Source organism: Phaeobacter sp. BS52, assembly GCF_045040595.1.
GTDB classification, from domain to species: Bacteria; Pseudomonadota; Alphaproteobacteria; order Rhodobacterales; family Rhodobacteraceae; genus Phaeobacter; species Phaeobacter piscinae.
The window spans coordinates 81,408-108,277 of the sequence record NZ_CP090664.1; the positions used below are offsets into that span (position 1 = coordinate 81,408).

Sequence of the window (26,870 nt, forward strand, 5' to 3'; positions counted from 1 at the left end):
CTCACGTCCCCGCGATTGCCGGGAACCCAATCGCGGACGCCACGTTATGCCTGCAAGAGACAGGCAGAGGCATCCCTCTCTTGCCGATAGTACGAGAGGCCGATCATGTCCGATACAATCACAACCGTGAACCCCACCACTGGCGAGACGCTCGACACATATAATGTGCTCAGCAATGCGGCGCTGGAGGACGCTGTGCAAAGCAGTCACAAAGCGTTCCTGGAATGGCGGCTGACCCCTGTGGAAGATCGCGCAAATGTCATCAAATCTATTGGCGCGGCCCTGCGCGACCGCAAGGATGAGCTTGCAGAACTGATGACAAAGGAGATGGGCAAACTGCTCAAGCAAAGCCATCAGGAGATCGATCTATGCGCCGCGATCTGTGACTACAGCGCGGCCGAAGCTCCGGCTGTGTTCGCCCCGGAAGAACGCGATATCGAGGGTGGCGAGAAAGGGCACATTTTCTACTCACCCATCGGCGTCGTATATGGCATCCAGCCATGGAATTTCCCTGCTTATCAAGTTGTCCGCTATTCGATTGCCAGCTTGATTGCTGGCAACGGCGTGCTGCTGAAACATGCTTCCAATGTGACCGGCTCGGGTCAGATGCTGCAGGAAATCTACGAAGCCGCAGGCCTGCCGAAGGGTTTGTTTCAGGCGCTGGTGATTTCCCATGATCAATCGGATAGTTTGATCAGCCACGATCTGGTGCGCGGTGTCACCCTGACCGGCAGCGATGGCGCGGGCCGCAAGGTCGGTGCCAAGGCCGCAGAGGCGGTGAAGAAAACCGTTTTGGAGCTGGGGTCCAACGATGCCTACATCGTGTTGGAGGACGCCGATATCGAGGCTGCCGTCCAGACCTGCGTCAATGGCCGGACCTACAACAACGGCGAAACTTGCATTGCCGCCAAGCGTTTCGTCGTGGTGGACGCCATCTATGATCAGTTCCGCGACGCCTATGTCGAAGCGATGAAGCGGGTCACCCCCGGGAGCCGATGGGGGAAGATGCCGACATCGGGCCGATGGCACGAAAGGATCTGCGCGACGATCTTCATCAACAGGTGAAAGACAGCCTCGAAGGTGGTGCCAAACTGCTTTGCGGTGGTGAGATGCCAGATGGCGATGGTTTCTTCTACCCGGCCACCGTGCTTGAGAATGTGACCCCCGGCCAACCCGCTTATGACGATGAACTCTTCGGCCCGGTCGCCGCATTGATCCGCGCGCAGGACGAAGATGACGCCATGCGCATCGCCAACGACAGCCGCTTTGGCCTTGGTGGCGGCATCATGACCAAAAACACCGAGAAGGCACTTGCCCTCGCCCGTGATCACTTCGACACCGGGATGGTGTTCATCAACGGGTTTGGTCTCGCGATCCCCAACATGCCTTTCGGTGGTGTCAAGGATTCCGGCTATGGTCGGGAACATGGCGGCTTTGGCATGAAAGAATTTGTGAACGTCAAATCAGTCATGGTTATGAGCTGACATCGTGAGGGCCGCCTGACCCCGGGCGGCCCTCAACCTCATGGTCCATCGTTGTGGAGACAGGGATCAACACAATGAAACTGGTCTATTACACAGATGATCAGCCCGGTATTACCCGCCGCCGTCGAGGCCGCGGGTTTTCCTATTACATGCCCGATGGCAGTCATATCGGCGATGCGACGGAACGGGCGCGACTGAATGGTTTGGGCGTCCCGCCTGCCTACACAGATGTCTGGTTGTGCCCACTGACCAATGGCCATCTTCAAGCCACCGGGCGCGACGCCCGCGATCGGAAGCAATATCGCTATCACCCTGAATGGCAGGCGCACCGGGCCGAACAGAAATTTGCCCAGCTCGGCACCTTTGGGGAGCGCCTACCCGTGTTGCGCCGCTGGATCAGCGACAGGTTGACCGGCCCTGTTGGAGACGAAGAAACCGCCATCGCAGCGGTACTCGCCCTGTTGGATCGCGGCTCGCTCAGAATTGGAAATCCCAGCTACACCGAGGAGAACGGCAGCTACGGCGCCACCACATTGCGCCCGCGTCACGTCGCCTTTTCGGGACAGGTGATACAGCTGAGATATACGGCGAAGGGTGGCCAGACCGTGGAGAAATCCCTACGTGGCCCTGCGCTTCAACGCATTCTTGAACGCTCACAGGATCTGGCCGGTCCCGAACTGATCTCTTGGGTCGACGCCGACGGCAATGCCCGCGCCGTGCGGTCAGAGCAGGTGCAGGAAGTTTTAGCTGAGCTCTGCGGCGATGGGGTCTCCGCCAAGACCCTGCGCACCTGGAACGGCAGCCACGCCGCATTTACCGTCGCTCTCGATGCCCCGACCCTGACCATCACCGCGATGGCCGAAGCCGCTGCAGAGCGGCTACACAACACCCCAACCATCGCCCGCAACAGCTATATCCATCCGCAGATTATCGGATTGGCCGAGCTACCAGACCCTCAACGTGCAGCACGGCTGAGCGCTTTGCCACAGCGCCAAATCAGCGGGCTGCGCTTGGGGGAGGATAGACTGATTGATTTCCTCAATGCCGGTTGAGCGGCGCTCTCAACGCGCCACCAAGCCCGTCCTGCGACCGGTGAAATAAGCGCCCGGAACAGCCGCCAGATTGGCGATCACCGCAGCGCCAAGAATGCCCGCATAACCAAACATCCAGACACCCAGCCACGCCAGCGGCACATAGATCGCAAAGATCCGCATCAGGCTCAGACCCATCGACCACACAGCTTTGGAACGCGCATTCATCGCGGCGTTGGCGGTCACCAAAACACCATATCCGAGAAAGCTCCAGCTGACGATGCGCAGGTATTGCGCGGTCGTTGCAGCCGCCCCCTGATCTGACGTAAGGAGCCCGGCAATGTCAGATGCAAAGAGCGTCAACACCAGGGCCATGGCCAGCCCGTATCCGACGCAGAATTGCCAGGATCGCCACACTGCCAGACGCGCCCGCGCCTGCTGATCCGCACCCCAGTTCTGCCCGACAACAGGCCCGATACCCGCCGACAGCGCCAGCAATGGAACAAGAGCCACCGATTGCACCCGCTGTGCAGCCCCAAGCCCGGCAACGACAGTATCACCCAGCGTTGCCGCTGCGGCTGTGACCATCGCCATTCCGGCCGGGTTGATCGCATTTGAAAATGCGGCAGGGAGGCCGACACAGATAACTTCGCGCACAGAACCGCCAATGCCATCGGTGAACACCTCTGGCGGGCGAATGACCCCGATCCGAAGCGCGTAGCTAAAAGCCCCAATCAGCGTCAGAACCCGCGCTACAGCAGTGGCAAGTGCAGCCCCGGCAGTCGACATCTCCGGCACCGGGCCGAGCCCGTAGATCAGGACCGGGTCCAGCGCGATATTAAGCACGGCTGCAACCAACATGATCATCGCCGAGGTTGCGCCATCCCCATGCGCCCGGAACACCGCATTCAAAAGTGCCATGCCGACTAAAAACGGGAAAGACAGCGCCCAGAATGGCGCATAAGACTGCGCCTCTGCCAGCACATCATCCTTCGCGCCCATCACCGAGAACAGAGCGCCCGCGCCCAGGTAAAACGCCAGCGCCACCAATGTCGCAACCACGGTGCCCAAGACGATGGCGTGGACCGACAGCCTGTTGGTTTCAGCCTCGCTATCGCCGCGCCCCAGACTTTGAGAAATTGCCGCATTTGCACCAGCGGACAGGCCGATCGACAGCGATGTCACTGCTGTTGTCACGGGATAGATGAAACCGACAGCGGCAAGCGGCGCCTCTCCCAATTGACCTAGGAAATAGGCATCAGCCAAACCAACGCTCAACACGCCCAGAATGCCCAGCGACATGGGTGCTGACACCGCTGCGAGCGCACGCCAGACGGCCCCTTGCGTCAAATTCTTCTGCGCCACGGGTCGTCTCCTCAGCTGATATGTTGGGATGGCTGCGTCACAAAGAGCAAAACGCGTGACTCCGCAGATGGTTCCAGCCCCCATCATTTAACACTGAAGTTGACAGTCCAAGACGCCACAGCCCTTGTCCAAACATCTGATTGGGTTAGCTTCTTTGCGATACCCGTTGGTTTGATACGAAGGAGCCAATCCCGTGAGCGCAAAACGCCTGCCGGAGGAGTTACTGCATCCCCAGCCGGATGGCCTCTATTGTCCGGCGGGGGATTTCTACATCGATCCAATACGCCCGGTGCCCCGCGCGATGATCACCCATGGGCATGCCGATCATGCCCGCGCCGGTCACGGCACGGTCTGGGCCAGCCCCCAGACTCTGGATATCATGGCCATACGCTATGGTGAGGACTTCTGCGCCACCCGTATCGCCGTTGAAGAAAGGGCGGAAGTGGATGGCATCGACGCGCGGTTCACGCCCGCAGGCCATGTGTTGGGCTCTTGTCAGATTACCGTCGACGACGGCGATACCGCCATCACCGTTTCAGGTGACTACGCCCGCGTAGACAATCCCGCCTGCGCATCTTTTCAACTGGCCCCTTGCGACGTTTTCGTGACCGAGGCCACCTTCGGTCTGCCGGTGTTCAACCACCCCAGTCCGCAGTCCGAAATCGAAAAACTGCTGCGCTCTGTCGCGTCCCAACCTGAGCGCTGCCACCTTGTCGGGGCCTACGCATTGGGCAAGGCGCAACGCGTCATCGCGCTGTTGCGGCAGGCGGGTTGGGATCAGCCGATTTATATCCACGGCGCCTTGCAGCGCTTATGTGACTATCACATCGCGCAGGGGGTCGATCTGGGGGAACTGCGTCCGGCCACCACCAAGGAAGGCAAAGCGGCATTTAAAGGCCAGATTATTCTTGGCCCGCCTTCCGCCTTTGCCGCGACCTGGGCGCAGCGCTTTCCCGATCCGGTCATCTGTTTTGCCAGCGGCTGGATGCAGGTGCGTGCCCGCGCCCGGCAGCGGGGTGTCGAACTGCCCCTGATCCTCAGCGACCATGTGGACTGGCCGGATCTGACCCGCACCATGAAGGATCTCAACCCGAAACAAGTATGGGTAACTCACGGTCGTGAGGACGCGCTGGTCCGCTGGTGCGAGTTGAACCAGATCACCGCCCGCCCCCTGAGGCTCGTCGGCTATGAGGAGGAGGCAGAGTGATGCAGGCCTTCGCCGAGCTTTTGGAGCAACTCGCCTTCACACCGTCGCGTAATGGCAAGATTGCGCATCTTAGGACCGCGTTTGACGCCATCCCGGACCCGGACCGGGGCTATGCGCTTGCGGCCATCACCGGTGACCTTGCCCTGCGCAACGTAACACCCTCCCTGCTGCGCGGTCTGGTGGCAGAGGAAACGGACGCAGAGCTGTTCCGCCTGTCCTATGATTTTGTCGGTGATCTGGCGGAAACCGTGGCCCTGATCTGGCCGCACTCCGACACGGTGATTGATCTGTCGCTGGCCGATGCGGTGCATGAATTGACCAGCACCGCCAAAGCACAACTCCCCGCACTCATCGCTCGGCGGTTGTCACAGATGACCCCGACGCAGCGCTATGCGTATCTGAAGTTGGCGACAGGTGGTCTGCGCGTTGGTGTCTCTGCCCGGTTGGCGCGCAGCGCGCTGGCTCAGTTTGGCAATGTTGATGTCAACGAGATAGAAGAGCTCTGGCACGGGCTGACCCCGCCATATCTACCTCTGTTTGCTTGGCTAGAGGGTGGCGAAAAACCCGTGAACCTTGCCGCGGCCCCCTTTCGCCCGGTCATGCTGTCCACCGGCACCGATCTGGAAGACCTCACCAGCCTCTCACCGGCAGACTTCGTCGCGGAATGGAAATGGGACGGCATCCGGGTTCAAGCCGTGAACGACAAAGGGACAAGACGGCTGTATTCACGCACCGGTGAAGATATCTCCGGATCCTTCCCCGATGTGATTGAGGCGTTGAATTTTGACGGGGTGCTGGATGGTGAGCTGTTGGTGAAGCGCGAGGACATCGTTGCCCCCTTTGGCGATCTGCAGAAACGGCTGGGTCGCAAGAAGGTCGGCAAAGCCATGTTGGCAAGCCATCCCGCCGCGCTGCGGGTCTACGACCTGCTGTTCTGGAATGGCGAAGATCTGAGGTCCCGCACATTGGTTGATCGCCAGACCTATTTGCAAGCCTGCGTCACAGATCTAAGTGATCCACGTATTGATCGCTCTCTGCCGCTTGACTTTCAGACTTGGGAAGATCTGGCGAAACTGCGCGCGGATCCCCCAAACAGCGTAATAGAAGGTGTTATGATCAAGCGCCGCGACAGCGCCTATATTGCAGGGCGCAAGCGCGGCAACTGGTTCAAATGGAAACGGGATCCGATGCTTGTGGATGCGGTCATGCTTTATGCACAGCGCGGGCATGGCAAGCGTTCAGGCTACTATTCCGATTTCACCTTTGGCGTATGGGACGGCGACCAGTTGGTGCCTGTCGGCAAGGCATATTTCGGTTTCACCGACGCTGAGCTGAAGGAGCTGGATCGGTTCGTGCGCAACAATACCATTGATCGTTTTGGTCCGGTCCGCGCGGTAAAACCTGAGCTTGTTTTGGAAGTTGCCTTTGAAGGGCTGAATGAATCATCCCGTCACAAAAGTGGTCTGGCCATGAGGTTTCCCCGTATCAATCGCATACGAACCGATAAACCAGCGTTAGAAGCAGGAACGTTGGCTGAGCTGAAGGCGTTTCTTTAACCTCATGTAAACAGAGCGTAATACTGAAATAATAGGCTCTCAAACACGCCGGTAAATTATAGCGGGATTTGAAGATAATGAACAAACAGTCGTTAGCCTATCTTACCTTGGGACTCGCTATCGCCTTTGCAGTAGCGCCGTTGGCGACGGAGCCTTTCACGGGCTATTCCGCCGATCAGCTGCCCTATCCACAGCCTGATCCGATCATTCAGCCGATCGGACCCGCGTTTTCCATCTGGATCGTTATCTATCTGTGGCTCATTGCTGGGGCCAGTTTTGGGGCCTTTCGGGCAGCGGATGGCGCAAGCTGGCATGAGATGCGCAAACCGCTGTCGATCAGCCTCGCCATCGGCGTTTGCTGGCTCTGGGTTGCGAATGCTTCGCCAATTCTGGCCACACTCCTGATCTTGGCCATGACGGTCACTGCGATCCTCGCAATGCGCCGCGCCGGTCGCGACAAAAGGATCTGGAAACGCGGCCCAATAGGTCTTTACGCCGGGTGGCTAACAGCCGCATCTGCCGTTTCGATCAGCATCGTCGTTCCGGGATACGGCCTGATGAGCCCACAAACAGCTGGGGTGATCTGTCTTGTGGCGGCGCTGGCAGTTGCAGCGCTGGTTCAATCACGCCACCCGACGGCGTCGACCTACACAATTGCTGTCTGCTGGGCCATCGGCGGGATCGTCATCAATCAGTGGGGCAGCGACAACTGGCTGATCGTCGCCCTTGCAGGACTGGGCTGGATCGCACTGGCGCTGCGTGGATTGTACGGCGCCGGATTGATAACCACTACTCAGTAGCATAAGGTGAGATCGAAACCCACAGCAACATCAGGTGCAAAATGAGTGTGAAAGCCTCCATCTCCCTGACCGAAGCGCAGGATGACTTTGCCCGCACCTTGGTCGCGGAAGGCCGGTATTCGAGCCTTAGCGCGGTGTTGCAACAGGGTCTTGAACTTTTGCGCGAAGAAACAGAGGCGCGCCGTGCCGATACCGCAGCCCTGCGCGCCCTGATTGCAGAGCGGCGCGATGGTGCCTTTGTCAGTGCATCAGATGGCCGTCAACGCACAGCTGATCTTCTGAAACGGAAACGGATGCAGCATGATCTACCGGGTTGATCGCGCCGAAGCGATCGACCGAGACCTAGAGGCTATTTTCGACTTTCTCTTTGAAGCCGCCATCAGCTTTGGTGAGAACGCAGAGATAGCGTTTGAACGCGCCGCGACACGTCTGACAGAGATTGACGGGGCGATTGAGGCATTGGGGCAAGCGCCTTACCAGGGCACGCTGCGCACAGACATCGCACCCGGCCTGCGCAGTGTCACCAAGGGGCGTGCCATCTTCTATTTTGATCTCAACGAAGCAGACCACCAGCTGCGCGTGCTGGCCGTGTTCTTCGGCGGACAGGACCACCAGCGCCGGATGCTGCTGCGTGCACTTGGCCATGATGAGACGTGACCAAAGATCTAACTAGGCCCCGATTTCATCGTGATTGGTCAAGCATTCGGAGTGATCCCGCAACACCTCCAGAACGCGGCATTCAGCGACCGTACCGCCAGCACAATCGCAGATCATACGCTGCAGCTCAGTCTGCAAGGCTTCCAGCCGCGCGATCCGATCCGCGACCTGTTTCAGCTGCCGTTGCGCAATGGAATCCGCATTGGAACATGATTGACCGGGGTGATCCGCCAGATCCAGCAATTCGCGAATGGCATCCAACGGAAACCCTAATTGCCGGGCGTGGCGAATGAAGGCCAGCCGGTCCAGCTCCGTATTACCATACCGACGTTGCCCACCCGCGGTTCGGCCAGGTTCCGGCATCAAACCGATTTGTTCATAGTAGCGAATGGTCTGAACCTTTGTCCCGGTGCGTTTGGCCAATGTCCCAATCGTCAGCATGCTGTTTTCCCCAGCGATCATAAAAATCTACATAGACTGTAGAGTTCGACCTGACGCCCCGCAACCCAGGGAAACCGCAAAAAGGGGCCGCCAATGGCAGCCCCTTTTTCCGAAACCTTGATGCTTCAGGCAGCCGCTTCTCCCGGCCGCTTACCCAGAATAATCATACTCAGCAGATCGTCATCGGTGACATCGTCAATATCAACGGTGCCGACCAGCTGACCGTTCTTCATGACAGAGGCACGGTCGCACAGCTCCATCACCGCATTGACGTCATGATCGATCAGGAAAATCCCGATCCCCTGTGCCTTCAGCTGCTGAATCAGCTCTGCCACCATCTGCGTCTCATGTGGACCAAGGGCTGCGGTCGGCTCGTCCATGATCAGGATTTTGGCGTTGAAATACACCGCCCGTGCAATGGCCACCGACTGGCGCTGACCACCAGAGAGCGCCGACACCGGTTCTGAGAATTTCTGAAAATTCGGGTTCAGCCGGTTCATGATCTTGCGGCACTCGGCCTCCATCGCGGAGTCGTCGACCAGACCAAACGGAGTCACCAGTTCGCGCCCCAGAAACAGGTTTGAGGCCGCATCAAGGTTATCCGCCAGCGCCAGCGTCTGATAGATCGTCTCGATATTATGCGACCGCGCGTCCCGGGGATTAGTGATCTCAACCGTGTCGCCATTGACCCGGATTTCACCGGCGTCCATCTGGTAAGCCCCGGACAACACCTTGATCAGGGTGGATTTCCCGGCACCATTATGACCCAGAAGCCCGACAACCTCACCCGGGTAAAGGTCGACGCTGACGTGATCCACGGCTTTGATGCCGCCAAAGGAGATCGAGATATCCTTCATCTCGACCAGCGGGGTGGCGCCTGCGGCGCGCAGCTCTTTTGCGGTGCTCATATCCGGGCCCCCACACGTTTGCGATACAAGATATCAATCCAGACTGCCGCGACCAGCACTGTGCCGACAACGATATTCTGAAACGGTGCATCGACACCAACCATGGCCATACCCGATTGCAGACTCTGCATGATCAACGCGCCAAGGATCGCACCGTAAATCGTGCCAAAGCCGCCAGACAGGGCCGTGCCGCCGATGACTGCCGCTGCAATGACGCGCAGTTCATCCAGGGTGCCGATATCGTTGGAGTGGTTCGCCAGTCGCGCCGACGCCACAACAGCAGAGAGCGCACAGAGGAACCCCATGAGGGCGAAAATCTTCACCGTCAGAAGCCGCGTGTTGATGCCAGACAGCTCAGCCGCATCAGGATTGCCGCCAGTCGCAAAGATATACCGCCCCAGACGCGTCCGGCGGGCGATAATTGTCATCACCACAGCGGTAGCAATCAGGATCAATACCGAAATCGGCAGACCATAGCCAACGACCAGCCCCTCAGGCATGGTTTCTCCCTGCGCCTCCATCATCCGCTTCAGACGGCGGGCGGGAATTTGATAGGCATTGAGGACGGCAACAAAACCAAGGATGGATGCGGCAATACTGCCTGCGATAACCGCTTCCGCCCAGGCGGGCTTCACCGGGAAGCCATGTCCCTGTTTCGCACGGCGGCTGTTCCACAATGCCGCCAGCGCCAGAACGGTCGCAACGATCCCAACCGCCCAGCTCAGCGTGGTGCCCAATGTGCCGGAGGTGCCGCCAAAGACCAGAAAGGTGCTGTCGAGCGGGCCAATCGTCTGACCATCGGTCAGATACCAGGCCACATTGCGCCAGACCAGAAAGCCGCCCAGCGTCACGATAAAGGCCGGAATGGTCAGAAAACCCACCATCCACCCCTGAAAGGCACCGATCAGCGTACCAATGGTGAGGCCCACAGCCACGGTGATAATCCAGGTGGCAGGATGGTTGAGGCCAAGACCCAACATATCCGGCAGCACATCCGTCTGAACCACGGCCATCACAGCCGAGCAGGTCGCCAGCAGCGCGCCGACACTCAGGTCAATGTGACGGGTCACGATCACAAACACCATGCCCGTGGCCATGATCGCCACAGACACGGTCTGAATGGTCAGGTTAAAGATATTGCGCGGCGTCAGGAAACGCCCATCCGTCAGGATGTTGAATCCAATGCACAAGATGACAAAGGCACCGATCATTCCCAATAGGCGGACGTCCAGTTCCAATTGCTGGAACAGGCCACGCTTGCTGTGTTCGGGGATCGGCTGAGACGTGGTTTCGGTCATATCCGAACTCCAGTGATCAGCGGTATTTAAAGGAGGGACGCGCGCCCGATCCGATCAGGACCGTATTGTGGGCGCGCGCCGGTTTGAAACGCAGCAGCCGAGCGTTCTCAGCCGCAGCTTAGTTGCAGGGCGCGGGGCCGTTGGTCACACCCTGGCACAGCGCTTCTTTGGTGATCCATCCAGCATCCACAACAACCGACAGGTTGTCGGCGGTTACCGGGATCGGCTCCAGGAAGCGCGCGGTCAGCTCAGTGCCCGCAGGAGAGGTCCAGGCAGCGCCGCCCGCAACATCACCCATGGCAGAACCTTCGGCCATTTCGACCGCGATGTTTGCCGCAGCCTTGCCCAGATCACGGGCGTCTTTCCACACAGATACAGTCTGCGTGCCCTTGGCAACACGGTTGAGTGCAGCGTGATCCCCATCCTGACCGGAAACCGCGATGCCTTCCATGCCCTGCGCGGTCAGCGCGGCAACAACACCACCGGCGGTGCCATCATTGGAGGCAACAACCGCATCAACCTTGTTGTCATTAGCGGTCAGGATCTGCTCCATGTTCCGCTGTGCATTGGCTAAGCAGCCAGCCATCGGTATAGGCCTCGCCAACGATTTTGATATCACCGCTGTCGATTGCCGCCTGAATGATCTCCTGCTGTCCACCGCGCAGGAAATCGGCGTTGGGATCGGTGGGCGAGCCCTTGATCATCACATAGTTGCCGCTGGGTTGGGCCTCCAGCACGGCGCGCGCCTGCATCCGGCCCACTTCGACGTTGTCAAAGGTCAGGTAGAACGCACGGCCGTCTTCGATCAGGCGGTCATAGGCAACAACAGGAATGCCCTCGTCTGCGGCGGCCTGCACGGCCGGGCCGATGGCCTGGGCATCCTGGGCCAGTACGATCAGCGCATCAACGCCCTGTGCGATCAGGCTTTCGATGTCAGAAAGCTGCTTTGCCGAAGATGACTGCGCATCTGCAGACACATAGGTTGCACCTTTTGCTTCCAGCGCGGCCTTGATCGCGGCTTCGTCGGTTTTCCAGCGTTCTTCCTGAAAGTTCGACCAGCTGACGCCAACGGTCACATCTTCGGCAAGGGCCATGCTCGCGGTTGCGGCAAAAGCCAGTGCGGATACGCCACTCAAGAATTTCATTGTTTTCCTCCCTCGGGTCGTTGCGGGCCCGTGCAGCAGTCAGGTCCCCCCTCGCTGCATGCCCGTCCTGATATCCCTAACATTATTTTTTTTGAAACTCAAATTAAATAATGTATCATGAGGTTGGATATCTTGTCGGTCGGTCGTTTCCTGCGATAACCCACCCGACAATAAGGGGGAAATATGGTGGTCAAATCGGACAGGCTTTCACATTCCGGCGAGTTGCGCGAAAGCAGCCGCCTACAGGTATTTGATACCATACGCGCCGCCGGGCAGATCGCCCGAATCGATATTGCCCAGATCACCCGGATCAGCCCGGCCACTGTCACCGCAATCACCGCTGAACTGCTGTCCGCCGGGTTAATTGAGGAAGTCAGCCCCGACACGGCGCGCGGCGCCAAACGGGGCCGTCCACGGGTTGCCCTCAAAATTCGGGGCAGCGCACATCATATCGCAGGGCTGAAACTGTCCCATCACGCCATCACCACGCTGATCACCGATTTCGAAGGCACCGAATTGATCAGCCACGAAATGCCCCTGCGTGGCGGTCAGATGTCCCCGGATGCCCTGTGCGAGAAAATTGTCGAGGCGCTGGATCAAAGCTGCGCCAAAGGTGGGCTGACCCGCGCGCAGATCTCCGGCGTCGGCATCGGCATGGCAGGTGTCATGGATGCGGAGCGAAATTTCATCTATTGGTCCTCATCGCTCAATGTGCGCAACATTGACCTCGGCAGTGCTCTAAAGTCGCACCTCAGCATGCCGGTGTTCATCGACAATGACGCCAACCTAGTCGCCAAAGCAGAGCATCTGTTCGGCGAAGGCGACACCCGCAGCAACTTTGTCGTTGTCACCGTCGAGCACGGCGTCGGCATGGGCATCGTTATTGACAACCAGATCTATCGTGGCGCGCGTGGCTGCGGTGCAGAGTTCGGCCATATCAAGGTGCAGTTGGAAGGTGCGCTTTGCCAGTGTGGGCAACGTGGCTGTCTGGAGGCCTATGTTGGCGACTATGCCCTGCTGCGTGAGGCAAATATCACCAGTGGAGTCGAACGGCACAAGGATCTTGCCTCGCTTTATGCGGCGGTGGCTGATGGCGACATGATGGCGCAATCTATCCTCGATCGCGCCGGGCGGATGTTTGCCATGGGGCTGGCGAACATCGTCAATATCTTTGACCCGCAGATGATTGTTCTCGCAGGCGCGCAGCTGGCTTTTGGTTATCTGTCCTCTGACAAGGTGGTCGAAGAAATGCGCCGCTGGGTCGTGCAGGTGGATGGCCCCCTGCCAGAGGTGCGCGTGCATGGCTGGGGCAATCAGATGTGGGCGAAAGGCGCCGCAGCCTATGCGATTGAAGAAGTCTCGGCCCTCACCATCCGCGAGGTTGCAAGCCATGCCGGTTAGGATCCGTCTACGTCTGGCACCGCTGTGCCTTCTGCCGCAGCTTGCATTTGCCAACGGATCTGAGCCGCCCGCTTTCACCCCACGCCCGATCGCCGCGCATATCTATGATGGCGGCTGGGAGCATTTCGTGGGCGGAGGGTTGGCTTCACTTGATTGCAACGGCGACAGATTTCCCGATCTGGTGGCCGCGGGTGGCAGCAACCCGGTTCAGCTGATGGTCAATCGGACCAAGACCCCCGGTGCAAATGTGCAGTTTACAGCCGATACGCCAGAAGCCTTGGCGCCAACGGGGGTCACCGGCATCTATCCGCTGGATATTGACGGTGACGGGATTCTGGATCTCGCCGTGTTGCGTGTCGGCGCCGACCAATTGCTGCGTGGCATCGGGGACTGCCGGTTCGAACCATTTGATGATCTTGGATTTTCCAGTGGTGATCACTGGACCACTGCCTTCTCCGCGACATGGGAAAATGGGGCGCAACTCCCCACTCTGGCCTTCGGCACCTACGTAGACCGGAGCAACCCGGATGGTCCTTTTGAGGCCTGTGATGACACGCTGCTCTATCGCCCCGAGGGGCATAGATACGGCCCGCCAAACAGGCTCAAACCCGGCTATTGTGCCCTATCCATGCTGTTCACCAACTGGCACCGACGCGCTGACGGGCCTGCGCAGGGACGCGCCGACCTTCGCATCAGCAATGACCGGCACTATTACGTTCGCGACGGGCAGGAACAGATGTGGAAGATGACCACGCCGCCGGTGCTGTACCAGCAGGATGACGGCTGGGCCCCCTATCACCTCTGGGGCATGGGAATCGCGTCGCGCGATCTCAATGGCGATGGGTTCTCTGATGTCTATCTCACCTCGATGGGGGATCAGAAGCTTCAGCTGTTTGACCCGGCCGGTATCGGCCCGTCCTACCGCGATGTGACCTACGACTACGGAACAACCGCCCATCGTCCAACCAGCGGCGGCGACGGGCGACCCTCCACCGGATGGCACGCGGATTTCGGTGATGTGAACAACGACGGGCGTGACGATATCTTCGTGACCAAAGGCAATGTGGAACAGATGCCAGACGCCGCCATGCGTGACCCAAATACACTTTTGATCCAAGGTGTTGACGGGCGATTTACGGATGCCGCCGCAGCGGCACAAATCGCCAGCATGGCCCGGTCTCGTGGCGCCGTTCTGCGTGACTTCAATCTGGATGGCCGCCTTGACATCGCCGTGGTCAACCGTCGCGCGCCGATGGAGCTTTATCAGAACGCCACTCAAGCCACAGGTAACTGGCTCTCCCTCTCGTTGCGGGGCGCTGCGCCAAACACCCAAGCCATCGGTGCCTTTGTCGAACTGGACACCGGAACCCAGATCCATACCCGCGAAATCACGGTTGGTGGAGGTCACGCTGGCGGTTCCGCTGCGGCGATCTACATTTTGGTCTGGGAGAGGCGCAGGGCCTGCAATTGCGTGTGGTCTGGCCGGATGGAGAGACAACCGAGTGGCAGGCGGTGCCACCCAACCAGCATATTACAGTGATCCAGTAGCCCTGTCCGGGCCTACTGCTCCACGGGCAGGCCTGAGGGCACGGTATCAGGCACGCCAAGCCGCCCCGCCGCCGCTGTGCGATCGGTCAGAGCCTCAAGAAAGGCAACAAGATCGGCGATCTCACCGTCACTCAGCGCAACAGACGCCAGATCATTGGCGGATGCGATACGCTGCACCTCCGCAGGATCATCCAATGCGGCCCAATCTACCGCGCCCGAAAGTGCAGGCAGAACCACCTGACTGCGGTCATATGCCATCAACGCGTCCAGCGGGTCCAGATGGTGACGCACAACCGCCTCCAGCGTGGCATAGGCGCCGCTGTGCCCATAGGGCGCCGTCAGCGCCACATTCCGCAACGAGGGGGTGCGAAACCTATACGCATCATCAGGGGTTCCGGTGACACGTAGCCGGCCTTCATCGCGGGCATGCGCTTCAAACCGCGCCGCCTTTCCCGGTCCGAGTTGTGGCATTGCGATTGCGTGAAACCCATTGTCCGTCTGCAACCAGCCGGAATGGCATTGGCTGCAGCCTGCTGCGCCATAAAACAAGCCCTGCCCCCGCGCCGCAACGGCTGGCAGCGGCTCTCCCTCCCTCTGCGCACGATCAAACGGGCTGTCATCGGCCCGCCACTCAAACCTGATAAAGGCGGCAAGCATATTGCCGATATCCGTGAACCGAATGGGAGCCCCAGCGCCTAGCACGCGATCAAACCGCTGCCTGTACTCCGGAATATCCGCCACCCGACCCGCAATCAGGTCCCATGCACCGCCCGGATGACTCAACTGACCCAAACGCACCGCGCGGGACACCTCGTTTTCGCCGTAATGGCCCGCCATCTCATCTGCTGAAAGTACCGGAAACATCGCCTGAGCAGACAGCGCCGAGTCAAACCCAGACAGCATATCGCCCTCCAGCGGTGTACGAATACCTGATCCGTAGGCGGGATCTGCTTCCAGACGACCGTCATGAAACATCACATCCATCCCGCGCGCGCCAAGGTTCCAAAGTGCGGGCGCATTGCGCGGGATGCGTTGCTCCGGCAGGTTTTCGGGATCCACCTGTCGTTTGGGGCCCAGCCCTCTGGCCCCCTCACCCAGCGACAACGACACACCATCACCAGTGCCAAACCGCGGATGATGACAGCTGGCGCAGCTGATATTGCGATTGCCTGACAGGATCGGATCGTAGAACAGGAGCTGCCCCAACTCGACCTGTGCCTGATCCATCAGCGCGAAACTCGGACGTGGACCCAGATCCAAGGGCTGATGCTTGGTCTCTGCGATGCCCCCGCGAGCGTAGGCCACAAGGCTCAGACTAGCGATAACACACCCCAGCAGGCCGCTCCGACGCCAATACTCAGTCATCCTGATCCGCCTCATTTGTTGAGAAATTCAATGACAACCTCTGATGGTACGGCCGCCCCGGTTGCAACATAACACTTGGGAAATCAGGTTGATTGACCGCATCCGGGAACCCCTGCGGCTCGATACAGACAGCGGCAAAGGGTGCAAGCTGCTGCCCGCCCTGTGCCTTCACCGCGCTGTTCAGATGTGTCGCGGTATAGATCTGCGCACCCGGCTGATCCGAAAAAACCCGCATGGCGACCCCGTTTGGAGCAGTCAACTTTGCAACCTCCGGCATATGGCTATCGACACCCTTGGCAAAGATGACATGAGTGTCGGTCCCGCGCCGCTGTGGATCCAGTTCTGCAAAAGACTGCCCAACGGTAAAATCCAACGAGGTCCCCGCGACCGGCGCAATCGCGCCTGTTGGCACCCCGTCCGGGCGAAGCGGAAGATAGGCGGCCGCAGGACAGCAGAGGCGATGCCCCCAAATGTCGCCGGTGACACCCAGCGTATAGTAATTGTGCTGCGCCAGATTGATTGGTGTCGTCTGATCAACGCTGGCACTCATATCATAGCTGACACTGGCGCCGGACACTGTGATCCGCAGCAGGAATTCAGCGCACCCGGGATAGCCATTCTCACCATCAGCTGAGGTATATCTCAGCTCCGCCGCATCATCGGCCACCTGCTGGATTTCCCAGAACACCCGCCCGAGACCCGCCGTCCCACCATGCAGCTGATTGCCCCCCTCATTGGCATCCAGTGCAACCCGCCGCCCCGCCACATCGAAACCCGCGCCGCCAACGCGATTGGCCACCCGGCCAACAATAGCGCCCAGATAGAAAGGGTCCCCCAGATAGGAGACCATATCATGATAGCCCAGAACCATCGGCACCCATCCATCACCGACGCGCAGATCCAGCCGTGCCGTGACCGCGCCGAAGTTGAGGACCCGAAGCCGCAGATGATCAGTCTCCAGATCCAGCCATCGCAGCTGATCAGCGGCAGTCTCCGGCAGATGCGCGTGCGGCGGAGCGGATCCTCCAATAGATGACTGGCTGGCTGATGGCATGAATGGGTGTCCTTAGCTACAGAACCCCGACTAGTCCTGATGTGGGATATTTATTTCGAATATCAAATTAATAGGTTGCACCAGAGCTGTCAATTCAGCCGACACAGGTGGCTGAGAAACGAACAGCTGAGATTTCGGCGGCGGTGTCAGCCACACATGTCATTGGTCACGCCAGACACCAGACGCAGCCCCGACATTCAGACAACGCCCAAGCAATACTCTGTTTAAGACAAATTCTTGCCACGAATTTGAATCAAATCTTAGGAAAGGCGGATGAGGTCGCAGCCACCAAGAGCAAATAGCGACCCTGTCGACATTCATGTTGGCACCGCGAGGTTGAAGATCGGGGTAAGACATGAGCGACATTACAAATTTCGACAACCTGCGCTCACCCGTCGGCTGCGAGCAGGCCGCTCCAAGGCGTATTGGCCTTTACGCCATCATCGGGAAACGCCTTCTCGATATCCTCTTGGCCCTGATACTGTTTCCGCTACTTTCGCCGGTGATTGCCCTTCTGTGGATGATCAGCCGACGCGACGGGGGGCCGGGCTTCTTCGGCCACACGCGCATCGGGAAAGACGGTACCCCCTTCACCTGCTGGAAAATCCGCACCATGATCCACGGTGCCGAAGACGTATTGGCCGAACATCTGAAAACCGACGCCAAGGCGGCTCAGGAATGGGCGCGCGACCGTAAGCTGAGCCGGGACCCGCGGATCACCGGCCTGGGCCTGTTCCTGCGTCGCAGCAGCCTGGACGAGCTGCCGCAGATCTGGAATGTGCTGCGCGGCGACATGAGCTTTGTCGGGCCACGGCCAATCGTGCGGTGCGAGTTGAGCAAATATGGATCCGCCGCGCCGATCTATCTCAGCCAGAAACCGGGAATCACTGGCTTGTGGCAGGTATCCGGGCGCAATGACGTCAGCTATGAGGATCGCGTCTCTTTTGATATTGATTACCTCGCACGCCGGACATTCAGCTTTGATATCAAACTGATCCTGTTGACGGGTCTGTCGGTTATCGGCCGGACCGGACGGTAAAGACGCCATTAAGCCCTATGCGATACTGTCCGGACGAAGGCAAAAGGGATCACAGCCTGTGTCAGCGGCGGAGAGCCGCGCGGCATCAGGTTCCCTCACTGCAATAGCGGGACGACCAGAATGCACGACAGCAATACCGACGCATCAACACTGAGCCATGTATCAAGAGGCCGCGGCCGCCTCGCGTTGCTCGGGGTGTTCTGGTCTTTCGTCAACATCATGGTCAGCAATGGTCTCACCGTTGTTGTTTTCCTCGTCACCTCGCTGCTGCTGGAGCCTGCCGATTTTGGCGCGGTGGCCCTTGCGACATCAATTGTGATTTGGGTGATGACCTTGGTGCCCCTCCCCCTGGGCGACGCCATTATTCAACGCAGCGATCTGAGGCAGGCGCATCTGGACAGCGCATTCTGGCTGACCATGGCCATTGCCTTGGCCGCGATCGCGGTCTTGGTTTTCACAGCTCCGCTGATCGCAAGCTGGACCAGTCTCGATGTGCTGGCAGTCATTCTGCCGGTCTTGTCCCTGCGCATCCTCTTCGTATCGCTTGGAAATATCCCGGCCGCCCTGGTGAACCGGCGGATGGAGTTTCGCCATATTGCCCTGCGCACAACGCTGGCCAACGGGTTAGGTGCGGCGGGTTGCCTGCTGCTTGTCCTACAAGGCTATGCCATCTGGGCGCTAATCATGGCACAGGTCATCACCGCAGTGGTTGGCTGCATTGTGTCCTATTGGACTGCGGATTGGCGTCCGGGATTTCAGCTGTCGCGCGCGGCACTGACTGATTTGCGCGGTTTCACCCTGTTCACCATGGGTGGGCGGATGATCGAACCGACCAAGATCAACCAGATTCTTCTGGGGATTGTTGCAGGGCCGACTGTGCTCGGTATTTTCTTCTTCGCCCGTAGGATCTGCGAAATCCTGCAGGAGCTGACCATCGGGACCCTGCTGCCAGTCACCAGAGTCCTGTTTGCCAGCCTGCAAACGGAAAAAAATCAACGCCGCGAGGCGTTTATCCTCAGCAGCTTTGCCGCAGCAACTGCTGCCTTTCCACTCTTCATCGGCTTTATCATCGTGGCACCAACCGCCATCCCCTTTGTCTTTGGCAGCAAATGGCTGGCGGCAATCTATCCGCTGCAATGTTTTGCCATGCTGAGCCTGATGATGAGCATCGGTGTCATGCAGGCGTCTCTGGTTCGGTTCTCAGGCCATGCAAGATGGTGGTTCGGCTTCGAATGTGTTGTCAGCCTGTCGGGATTTGCCGCAATTCTGCTGCTGGCACCTGAAGGCCTGAACCGGATCATGTTCGCGCTCGTAGGCATTTCCTTCCTGCTGTGGCCAATCGCAACACGCAAAACCCTAAAAATACTCGATATGTCGGCGGCAACATATATCTTCGATGCCCTGCGACCGGCCCTGATATCCGTGTCCATGATGGCCATCGCCTTGTTTGCGCTGCGCGAATTGGGACCTCCGATGTATGGGACGTCGCAACTGCTGGCGCAGTTTGCCGTGGCCATTCCCACCTATGTCATCATGATCTTCCTGGTTGGGGGGGACCGGCTGCAACAAATATTGGACAAAATCCGTAGCAGCCGAAACCATAGCGCTCAGTGACGTCGACCACGGTCAAGCAGTCTGCGAGAACAGCAGCTAGCCGGAACCAGCGTACACTACTGACATAGCGCAACAGTATCGCGGCGCGCGGCGGGGCTAACATCACTCGTCCCAACCCATCGAGGGCGTCTGGCAGCACTCAACCGGGCATTTTCATTGATCACTCACCCTGCACTGCCCGCGTGGTCTGATCCGGACAGGATCAGCGGTTATGGTGCTCCATATCCGCTCGGCTTCAAAAACTGGGACTCGCAACATAGTCGAGCCCTCTTCGCGAAAATTCAATTCGCCAGCTCAGCGGGTTCCACCAGCCTTTTGACGATAAGGCGATGCCCAAACCCGGCAAAAGCGGCACCTCGACACCACGATCCCCTGCCATGCGCCGCTGTCACGGCGCAGCTGAGGGGCCGATCAGGACACCGTAACACTGCGCCAAACAGCGGCCGCCTGCAGGCTCTATGTCGCATCGCCAGTTCGCCCCGGCGCGCCAGAATTCCCACGGGCAACCCCGTGTCAGGCGCATAGAAATTGACAGTAACGGCACGGTGCCGAGCCATTTTCGAGATATCAATCATCTAGCGGCTTCACGGCGTGCGGAACCCCTGCACATCCCCGGTGACGGCATCGTAAAATGCCACCGCCCCAGGCAAGGAGCGGTGGCCTGTTGTCATTGCACCCTCAAGAGAGGCGAACCATCGACCGGTGCGCCGTGCAGGTGGGCCGGACGTATGATGCCAAACACAACCGCCCCACGCCCCCTGACCATCAGCTGTCACGCTGTGACTGATCCCGCGACGGTGCGGGCACCTGGTGCTTCAGGACGACTAGGCAGCCGCAACGTAGCCATGCTGGGTCTGCGGTTGCTGGGGCTGTGCGCGGTCACCCGTCTGAAACGCCGTGACCAGTCGGGACAGATTCGTCGTCTCATGATCGAGAGAGCTACAGGCCGCGGCGGTCTCTTCGCACATGGCGGCGTTCTGTTGTTGTGCAGACTCCAGCGTGCTCATGGCCCCATTCAGCTCAGAGATGCCTTTGGACTGTTCGTCCGCCTGCTTCGCAATATCGCCGACATGTTCGGAAATACTACCGATGGCATTCATGATCGTGGTCAGTGAGTCGTTGGTCCGGCCGACCAGATCAACACCATGGGCCACCTGCGCCTCGGACGCGGTAATCAGCTTCTTAATTTCGAGCGCGGATTCAGACGAGCGCAGGGCAAGACTGCGGACTTCCGCCGCGACCACGGAGAACCCGCGCCCTGCTTCGCCCGCCCGCGCGGCTTCGACAGCCGGCATTCAATGCCAGGAGGTTGGTCTGGAACGCAATGTCATCAATCATACCGGTGATCCGCGTGATCTGCTCGGACGTCGCGGCAATGGAATCCATTGCATCCACCGTTTCGCGTGCGACGGCTGAACTGTTTGTTGCATTCTGGCTCACAGAGGTGACCAGGGCGTCGGTTTCGCGGGCACCGCTGGCGACGTGCTGTACGTTTTGCGTAAGCTCGCTCAGCGAGGCAGCCGTCTCTTCCAGCTGCAGTGCGGATTGCTCAGTCCGCTGGGACAGATCATTGGTTGCAGACGCAATTTCCGTCAGCCCGGTATCAATGGAGTCAGCGGAGTCATTGACCGAGGTGATCAGCTTGCTCAGTTGTTCAACCGTGTTGTTGAAATCCTGGCGCAGCGCCTCGTACTGGCGTGGCATTTCATCGTGGATTTTGACATCCAACCGTCCACCAGCCAATTGCTGGAGCTGCTGTGCAAGTGTTCTGACAACCTCTTCCTGCTGTTGTTTCTCGCGCAATTGAGTTGCCTCCAGCTCCTCCTTGGAGGCAAGGCCCTGACGCAGGGTTTCAATGGAAACCGCCATCGCCCCGATCTCGTCTTTTCGCTTTGGGATATCAACAGGTTCGTGGACTTTCCCCTCGGTCAGGTCCTTCATGACGCCAAGCATCTTTCCCAGAGGGCGCCGGACCAATGAACGAACCGAAAAGAAGATCGTCGCCAGGGTCAGCCCCAGCAACAGTACATTTGCAACCAGCTGTTCATAAATGCTCGCCTTGACGGGGTCGACGAATACGTGACGCGGGACATCCAGAACCACCACCCAGGTCTTGTTCATACCATAGGCGGTAAACGGGTAGAACAGACGTGTAGATCCGTCCGCACGATCAGAGACAATCTGCACCGCACCCGTTTCAACAGCAGCCTGAAATTCAGCGACTTCCTCACCTTCAAAGGCTTGGACCAACATTTCCGGGTCCGGATGAGAGAGCCATTTCCCCCCTGCCCCAGCAGCATAACACTACCACCCTCATAGACGGAGAGCCCACGAACGAAGTCGCCCAGATTGTCGAGAACGATATCTACGCCCGCAACACCCACGATCTGCCCCTTTGCGTTGACCGGGACGGACACCGATGTCAGCAGCCTGTTTTCATTGGAAAGATATGGCTCGGTAATCACACTCTCACCGCTGTCGATGGGCAGGCGATACCACTCGGATGTGTCATTCGGGTCAACATTGAAGGTCTCGAAGTTCAACCCGCCCGCATCGGATTTGGTCCAATAGGCGGCAAAGATCCCATCCGCATTGCGGCCTTCGGGTCCCGTGATGAAATCCTCGGTGGCGCCATCAGGGATTGCGGACATCCAGGAGGAAAACACAAGATCATAGCGTCCGGGTACACCTTCCATGATTTTGATCAGATCGGCGGTGGTCGCTTCGCCATCTTCGATGTAGCCGGACAAGGCTCCCCCGAGAGCAGATGCGGCCGAGGTTGCCTCAACCAGTTGCGAAGACAGGCTCTGGGCAATGTCCGAGGCGCGTTGGGATGCGCCTTCCAGGACCCGCTCTCGAACCTGTTTGGACTCATTAAGAGCCGTGAAGACGCTGAAGCACAGCATCAACCCGGTGATAGCAACCGTGGTCGCGGCAAGAAGCTTGCCTGAAATTGTATTGAACAGAGCTGGCATTGAAATCTCCACTTGGAAGGCTCGTCTTTAACGATCTCTCCCACATCGGCCTGAACAAAGTGTTGACCCATGCTTTCAAAGCGCAGGTCCAATCAGGTTTACCCAGCAGATTTCAATCAGATTGGAGGTAATTTTAACGCCCCTGCGTTCCACCGCTCCAACGGGAGTGCGGCCCCATCAGATCTCCGCAGTCACCGCAGACAGCCACGCCTGTGCAGCCTCACTTAGCAACGGCGCCAGCCGTTGTGACACCTGTTGATGATAGCTGTTCAGCCACAGCCGTTCAGCCGCAGTCAATGCACCGGGGATCAACATGTCTGTCTGTATCGGGGCCCAGGTCATATTCCGAAACGCTAAGAAACCATTCGGTTCTTCAATGATTTCAAAGATATTCTCGATGCGGATACCAAACCGATCAGCCTCATAGTAGCCCGGCTCAATCGACACCACCATGCCTGCGGTCAGATCCACCGGGTTAAAGGGCTTACCGATGCGTTGGGGGTGTTCGTGAACCGACAACCGGTGCCCGATCCCGTGACCGGTGCCATGATCGTAATCAAGACCTAGATCCCAGAGCGGGCGTCGGCAGATCGCATCTATATGATGCCCTTGGGTACCGCGCGGAAACCGCAGCGTGGCAAGCGCATGGAAGGCTTTGAACACCGCAGTATAGGCCCGGTCGTATCCTTCGGGACGCAGATCAAACGCATAGCTGCGGGTGGCATCGGTGGTCCCTGTCTCATACTGGCCGCCGCTGTCCAACAGGTAGGGGTGCTCTGGCAGTATCGGCGCATTCCGACCGTTGGTAGCTGCGTAATGGCACATGGCAGCATTTCCCCCAGCAGCGGAGATTGTCTGGAAACTCTCGGTCAGGAAACCGGGGCGGTCTTGTCGAAAGGACAGGATTTTCGCTTCGACTTCGCGCTCGGTCACCGGATGGCCAAGGGCGGCACGGGCCGGGACGGCTTCGGCGAGCCAGCACGAAAACTCAGCCCAGGCGACACCATCCTGAACATGACAGTTGTGCAGCCCCGTCAGCTCCACCGGATTCTTGATCGCTTTCGCCCGGGTCAACGCGCTGGCCATTGCAACCGGCGTGGCCCCGGCTTCCGCAATCGTCTCGCGGACAGCCACGGGTGAGAAATCAGGGTCAAACAGCACCCCCGCGCCCGCGACGCATAGACGGCGCAGAGTGCTTAGAAACTCTGGCATTGGATAGACGGTCACGGCGGCGGGAAGATGATCCTTCACCTCGTCATTCAGCTTGGCTGAATCTACAAACCATGCAATCGCGCCGCTCCGGTCGACGATGAGAAAAGACTGTGGCATTGGATTAAACGCGACATCATCACCGCGCACGTTCAACAACCACGCGATGTTGTCTGGCTGAGTCTCGACCAGACATTCCGCGCCTTTCTCGTTTAGATGCGCAACCAAATCCGAGGATTTCTCGACACAACTGCACCCTGACAACTGCACAGGGAATACCGTAATCTTGCCCGATGGCGGGGGCGGCTGATGCTGCCAAATGGCATCCACCGGATTGTCCTGCTGCGGCTGCATTGCGGCGCCTGCCTGCGCGCAAGCCGCAGCAAACCGGTCATACCAACCTGGCGGCAGGTGCATCGGGTCAAACCCTATCTGCCAGCCCTCCCGCGCGACCGAGGCCAGCCAGTGTTCCGGCGGCTGATCAAAGATGTGCAGCCGCGAAAACACGGGGCCTGCACATTCATGTGCAACCTGCACACTGTAGCGGCCATCGACGAACACCGCGACGGTTTCTGCCGTCACAATCGCCATTCCGGCGGAGCCGGTGAACCCAGTGATATAGGCCAAACGTTCGTCATGCGGGGCGACATACTCCCCCTGATGGGCATCAAACCGGGGCAGGATGAAGGCATCAAGGTTGCGGGCGGTCAGTTCCAAACGCAGATCAGCGATACGGGCCGCAGTTGGCGGCGTGCGCAGTGTGTCAGGCATTTTGAGAGATCTCTTCAGCAAGATGGCAGGCGACCTCACCCCGGTCGCCAAGAGGGCGCAGGCGCGGAACGTCCCGCCTGCAGACATCGGTGGCATGAGCACAGCGCACATGAAACGGGCAGCCCGGCGGTACATTCAACGGCGAGGGCAACTCGCCTTCCAGCCGGATCGCATCGCCCGTATCATCCGGGTCAAGCGAGGGCGCCGCACTCAGCAAGGCCTGTGAGTAGGGATGAGCAGGGTTGGCAAACAGGGTCTCACTGTCGCCGATTTCAACGATGCGGCCCAGATAGATGACCGCCACCCGGTGTGAGACATGACGCACCAGCCGCAGGTCATGGGCGACAAACAGGATGGTTAGATCCAGTTGCTCCTGCAATTCCAGGAGCAGGTTCACCACCTGCGCCTGAACTGAGACATCCAGCGCCGACACCAGTTCATCAGCAATCAGCACCTCTGGCTCCACCGCCAGCGCCCGCGCAATCGCAATTCTCTGGCGTTGGCCACCGGAAAACTCATGCGGCAGTTTCTGAGCCGCATCAGCGGGCAGCCGGACCAGCTCCAACAGCTCATCCACCCGCGCCGGGATATCATCCGCCGGACGCATCTTATGCACATGCAAAGCTTCGCTCAGGATCTGACCACAGGTCATACGCGGATTGAGCGAGGAATAGGGATCCTGAAACATCATCTGCACGCGCCGGTTATAGCTGCGATCGTTGCGTGCCCCTTCAGCAAAAATATCCTGCCCGTGGTGGCGAATGCTGCCATTCTGCGGCTGATAGAGACGCACGATACAGCGCGCCAACGTGGATTTTCCACATCCGGATTCACCAACAACGCCAAGGGTTTCGCCCTTTTGCAGCGACAGGCTGACACCATTCAGCGCCCGCACAGCGCGCCCAGGCCTCTTGCGTATCACATCGACCAGGCTGCGCGGCAGCTGAAAGGTCAGGCTGAGATCATCAATCTCCATCACCGGATGCGTCATGCCACTTCTCCGTGAATGGCAGGCACCGGATTGAAACAAGCCGCGCGCCGCCCTGCACTGATGGTTTCCAGCGGTGGACGCGCGTTGAGGCAGGCTTCCGTTCGCCCCTCACAACGCGGCGCATAGGCGCAGCCCCGCGGCAGCATCTCAAGGCTCGGCGGTGTGCCCGGCACGGAATAGAGCGGCGTGCGCGGCGCGATATCCTGCGGCACCGACCGCATCAGCCCGGCAGTGTAAGGATGCCTTGGCGCGCGCAATACCTGTCGCACCGCACCCTGTTCCACGATGCGACCGGCATACATCACCGCAACGTTTTCACAGGTTTGCGCCACCACCCCCAGATCATGGGTGACCAGAATAACCCCCATGTTCATCTCCTGCGACAGACGCAGGATCAGGTCGAGGATCTGCGCCTGAATGGTGACATCCAGCGCGGTGGTCGGCTCATCCGCCAGCAGAAGCTTCGGTTCCGCCGCCAGCGCGATGGCGATCATCACCCGCTGGCGCATGCCGCCGGAAAACTGATGCGGATAGTCCTGCAACCGGGAGGCCGCGGCGGGTATCCCGACGTGATCCAGCATTTCAATGGCCCGGTCCCGGCGCGCAGCGCGAGACAGATCGGTATGGGCCTTCAGCGTCTCGGTCAGTTGCAAACCCACGGTCAACAGCGGGTTAAGCGAGGTCATCGGCTCCTGAAAAATCATCGCAATCTCACCGCCGCGTACCCCACGCAGCTGGCGATCCGTCAGCCGGGAGATATCACGCCCGTTCCAACGCACCTCCCCCGTGACCTCGCCGTGGCGGCGGGTCAGCCCAAGGATCGACCGCAGGGTAACGCTTTTGCCCGATCCGCTCTCCCCAACAAGGCCAAGAACCTCCCCCTGGCGGAGGTCAAAACTAACATCACGCACCGCTGGCAGCAGCACACCACCACGCCGGAAGGTGGTACAGAGGTTGCGAACCTCCAGAACTGGATGTGTCTCTTGCATGGTCATTGGTCCTTCCCCCGCC

Annotated in this window: 21 protein-coding genes and 3 pseudogenes; 11 read left to right on the forward strand and 13 right to left on the reverse strand. The window is 59.1% G+C overall.

Going from position 1 to position 26,870, the window contains the following annotated elements:
* Window positions 1–105 precede the first annotated feature (105 nt).
* Both L0Z65_RS18175 and L0Z65_RS18180 read left to right on the forward strand, forming a co-directional pair.
* Window positions 106–1,484, forward strand: a pseudogene (locus L0Z65_RS18175) (NAD-dependent succinate-semialdehyde dehydrogenase).
* A gap of 74 nt (window positions 1,485–1,558) precedes the next feature.
* On the forward strand, window positions 1,559–2,536 hold the full coding sequence (locus L0Z65_RS18180) for a DNA topoisomerase IB (protein WP_392342347.1): 978 nt from the start codon (window positions 1,559–1,561) through the stop codon (window positions 2,534–2,536).
* A gap of 9 nt (window positions 2,537–2,545) precedes the next feature.
* Here L0Z65_RS18180 and L0Z65_RS18185 read toward each other — a convergent pair whose 3' ends face one another.
* Complete coding sequence (locus tag L0Z65_RS18185) at window positions 2,546–3,880, reverse strand: MATE family efflux transporter (protein ID WP_392342348.1); 1,335 nt, start codon at window positions 3,878–3,880, stop codon at window positions 2,546–2,548.
* A 193-nt stretch (window positions 3,881–4,073) separates the two neighbouring features.
* Here L0Z65_RS18185 and L0Z65_RS18190 point away from each other — a divergent pair, with 193 nt between their 5' ends.
* The 5 genes from L0Z65_RS18190 to L0Z65_RS18210 all read left to right on the forward strand — a co-directional run bounded on the left by L0Z65_RS18190 (window position 4,074) and on the right by L0Z65_RS18210 (window position 8,100).
* Window positions 4,074–5,087 (forward strand): ligase-associated DNA damage response exonuclease, encoded by a 1,014-nt coding sequence (locus L0Z65_RS18190; RefSeq protein ID WP_392342349.1) that lies wholly within the window; start codon window positions 4,074–4,076, stop codon window positions 5,085–5,087.
* Entirely contained in the window at window positions 5,087–6,643 is a 1,557-nt protein-coding gene (locus tag L0Z65_RS18195; RefSeq protein ID WP_392342351.1) for a cisplatin damage response ATP-dependent DNA ligase, read from the forward strand. Before L0Z65_RS18190 ends, L0Z65_RS18195 begins: the two co-directional genes overlap by 1 nt.
* Before the next feature lie 77 nt (window positions 6,644–6,720).
* A complete protein-coding gene (locus L0Z65_RS18200; protein ID WP_102898345.1) occupies window positions 6,721–7,443 on the forward strand; it encodes a tryptophan-rich sensory protein in 723 nt (240 codons plus the stop codon).
* A 41-nt stretch (window positions 7,444–7,484) separates the two neighbouring features.
* Window positions 7,485–7,760, forward strand: coding sequence for a type II toxin-antitoxin system ParD family antitoxin (locus tag L0Z65_RS18205; protein ID WP_040169778.1), 276 nt, complete (start codon window positions 7,485–7,487; stop codon window positions 7,758–7,760).
* Entirely contained in the window at window positions 7,744–8,100 is a 357-nt protein-coding gene (locus L0Z65_RS18210; RefSeq protein WP_392342353.1) for a type II toxin-antitoxin system RelE/ParE family toxin, read from the forward strand. The genes L0Z65_RS18205 and L0Z65_RS18210 overlap by 17 nt, the downstream gene beginning before the upstream one ends.
* A 12-nt stretch (window positions 8,101–8,112) precedes the next feature.
* Here the strand turns inward: L0Z65_RS18210 and L0Z65_RS18215 are convergent, their stop codons facing one another.
* The 4 genes and pseudogenes from L0Z65_RS18215 to xylF form a co-directional block, all read right to left on the reverse strand.
* Window positions 8,113–8,541: a helix-turn-helix domain-containing protein gene (locus L0Z65_RS18215; protein ID WP_392342368.1), complete on the reverse strand. Its 429-nt coding sequence runs from the start codon at window positions 8,539–8,541 to the stop codon at window positions 8,113–8,115.
* A 125-nt stretch (window positions 8,542–8,666) separates the two neighbouring features.
* A complete protein-coding gene (locus L0Z65_RS18220; protein ID WP_061047529.1) occupies window positions 8,667–9,449 on the reverse strand; it encodes an ATP-binding cassette domain-containing protein in 783 nt (260 codons plus the stop codon).
* Window positions 9,446–10,747 carry a sugar ABC transporter permease gene (locus tag L0Z65_RS18225; protein WP_392342355.1) on the reverse strand — a complete coding sequence of 434 codons (1,302 nt, stop codon included), beginning with the start codon at window positions 10,745–10,747 and terminating at the stop codon, window positions 9,446–9,448. Before L0Z65_RS18225 ends, L0Z65_RS18220 begins: the two co-directional genes overlap by 4 nt.
* Window positions 10,748–10,865: 118 nt before the next feature.
* A pseudogene (gene xylF, locus L0Z65_RS18230) lies at window positions 10,866–11,892 on the reverse strand (D-xylose ABC transporter substrate-binding protein).
* A gap of 186 nt (window positions 11,893–12,078) precedes the next feature.
* Here xylF and L0Z65_RS18235 point away from each other — a divergent pair.
* Together L0Z65_RS18235 and L0Z65_RS18240 are read left to right on the forward strand one after the other, a co-directional pair.
* Window positions 12,079–13,293: an ROK family protein gene (locus tag L0Z65_RS18235; protein ID WP_392342370.1), complete on the forward strand. Its 1,215-nt coding sequence runs from the start codon at window positions 12,079–12,081 to the stop codon at window positions 13,291–13,293.
* Window positions 13,283–14,841: pseudogene (locus L0Z65_RS18240) on the forward strand (CRTAC1 family protein). Before L0Z65_RS18235 ends, L0Z65_RS18240 begins: the two are co-directional and overlap by 11 nt.
* A 12-nt stretch (window positions 14,842–14,853) precedes the next feature.
* On the opposite strand, the gene L0Z65_RS18245 reads toward L0Z65_RS18240, so the two are convergent.
* Together L0Z65_RS18245 and L0Z65_RS18250 are read right to left on the reverse strand one after the other, a co-directional pair.
* A complete protein-coding gene (locus L0Z65_RS18245) occupies window positions 14,854–16,206 on the reverse strand; it encodes a cytochrome-c peroxidase (protein ID WP_392342357.1) in 1,353 nt (450 codons plus the stop codon).
* Window positions 16,199–17,260, reverse strand: coding sequence for an aldose epimerase family protein (locus L0Z65_RS18250; protein ID WP_392342359.1), 1,062 nt, complete (start codon window positions 17,258–17,260; stop codon window positions 16,199–16,201). The genes L0Z65_RS18245 and L0Z65_RS18250 overlap by 8 nt, the downstream gene beginning before the upstream one ends.
* A 355-nt stretch (window positions 17,261–17,615) precedes the next feature.
* On the opposite strand from L0Z65_RS18250, the gene L0Z65_RS18255 reads away from it, so the two are divergent.
* Window positions 17,616–18,299 carry a sugar transferase gene (locus tag L0Z65_RS18255; RefSeq protein WP_102898338.1) on the forward strand — a complete coding sequence of 228 codons (684 nt, stop codon included), beginning with the start codon at window positions 17,616–17,618 and terminating at the stop codon, window positions 18,297–18,299.
* A 120-nt stretch (window positions 18,300–18,419) separates the two neighbouring features.
* Window positions 18,420–19,913, forward strand: a complete 1,494-nt coding sequence (locus L0Z65_RS18260; RefSeq protein WP_392342361.1) for an oligosaccharide flippase family protein — start codon at window positions 18,420–18,422, stop codon at window positions 19,911–19,913.
* Window positions 19,914–20,737: 824 nt separating this feature from the next.
* Here L0Z65_RS18260 and L0Z65_RS18265 read toward each other — a convergent pair.
* From L0Z65_RS18265 to L0Z65_RS18290, 6 genes are all read right to left on the reverse strand, one after another.
* Window positions 20,738–21,157, reverse strand: coding sequence for a methyl-accepting chemotaxis protein (locus L0Z65_RS18265; protein WP_405112816.1), 420 nt, complete (start codon window positions 21,155–21,157; stop codon window positions 20,738–20,740).
* On the reverse strand, window positions 21,114–22,034 hold the full coding sequence (locus tag L0Z65_RS18270) for a methyl-accepting chemotaxis protein (protein WP_392342372.1): 921 nt from the start codon (window positions 22,032–22,034) through the stop codon (window positions 21,114–21,116). The genes L0Z65_RS18265 and L0Z65_RS18270 overlap by 44 nt, the downstream gene beginning before the upstream one ends.
* Window positions 22,031–22,888, reverse strand: a complete 858-nt coding sequence (locus L0Z65_RS18275) for a cache domain-containing protein (RefSeq protein WP_392342174.1) — start codon at window positions 22,886–22,888, stop codon at window positions 22,031–22,033. The genes L0Z65_RS18270 and L0Z65_RS18275 overlap by 4 nt, the downstream gene beginning before the upstream one ends.
* Before the next feature lie 177 nt (window positions 22,889–23,065).
* Window positions 23,066–24,868, reverse strand: a complete 1,803-nt coding sequence (locus tag L0Z65_RS18280; protein WP_392342175.1) for a M24 family metallopeptidase — start codon at window positions 24,866–24,868, stop codon at window positions 23,066–23,068.
* Complete coding sequence (locus tag L0Z65_RS18285) at window positions 24,861–25,859, reverse strand: ABC transporter ATP-binding protein (RefSeq protein ID WP_392342177.1); 999 nt, start codon at window positions 25,857–25,859, stop codon at window positions 24,861–24,863. The genes L0Z65_RS18280 and L0Z65_RS18285 overlap by 8 nt, the downstream gene beginning before the upstream one ends.
* Entirely contained in the window at window positions 25,856–26,854 is a 999-nt protein-coding gene (locus tag L0Z65_RS18290) for an ABC transporter ATP-binding protein (RefSeq protein WP_392342179.1), read from the reverse strand. The genes L0Z65_RS18285 and L0Z65_RS18290 overlap by 4 nt, the downstream gene beginning before the upstream one ends.
* Window positions 26,855–26,870: the final 16 nt, after the last annotated feature.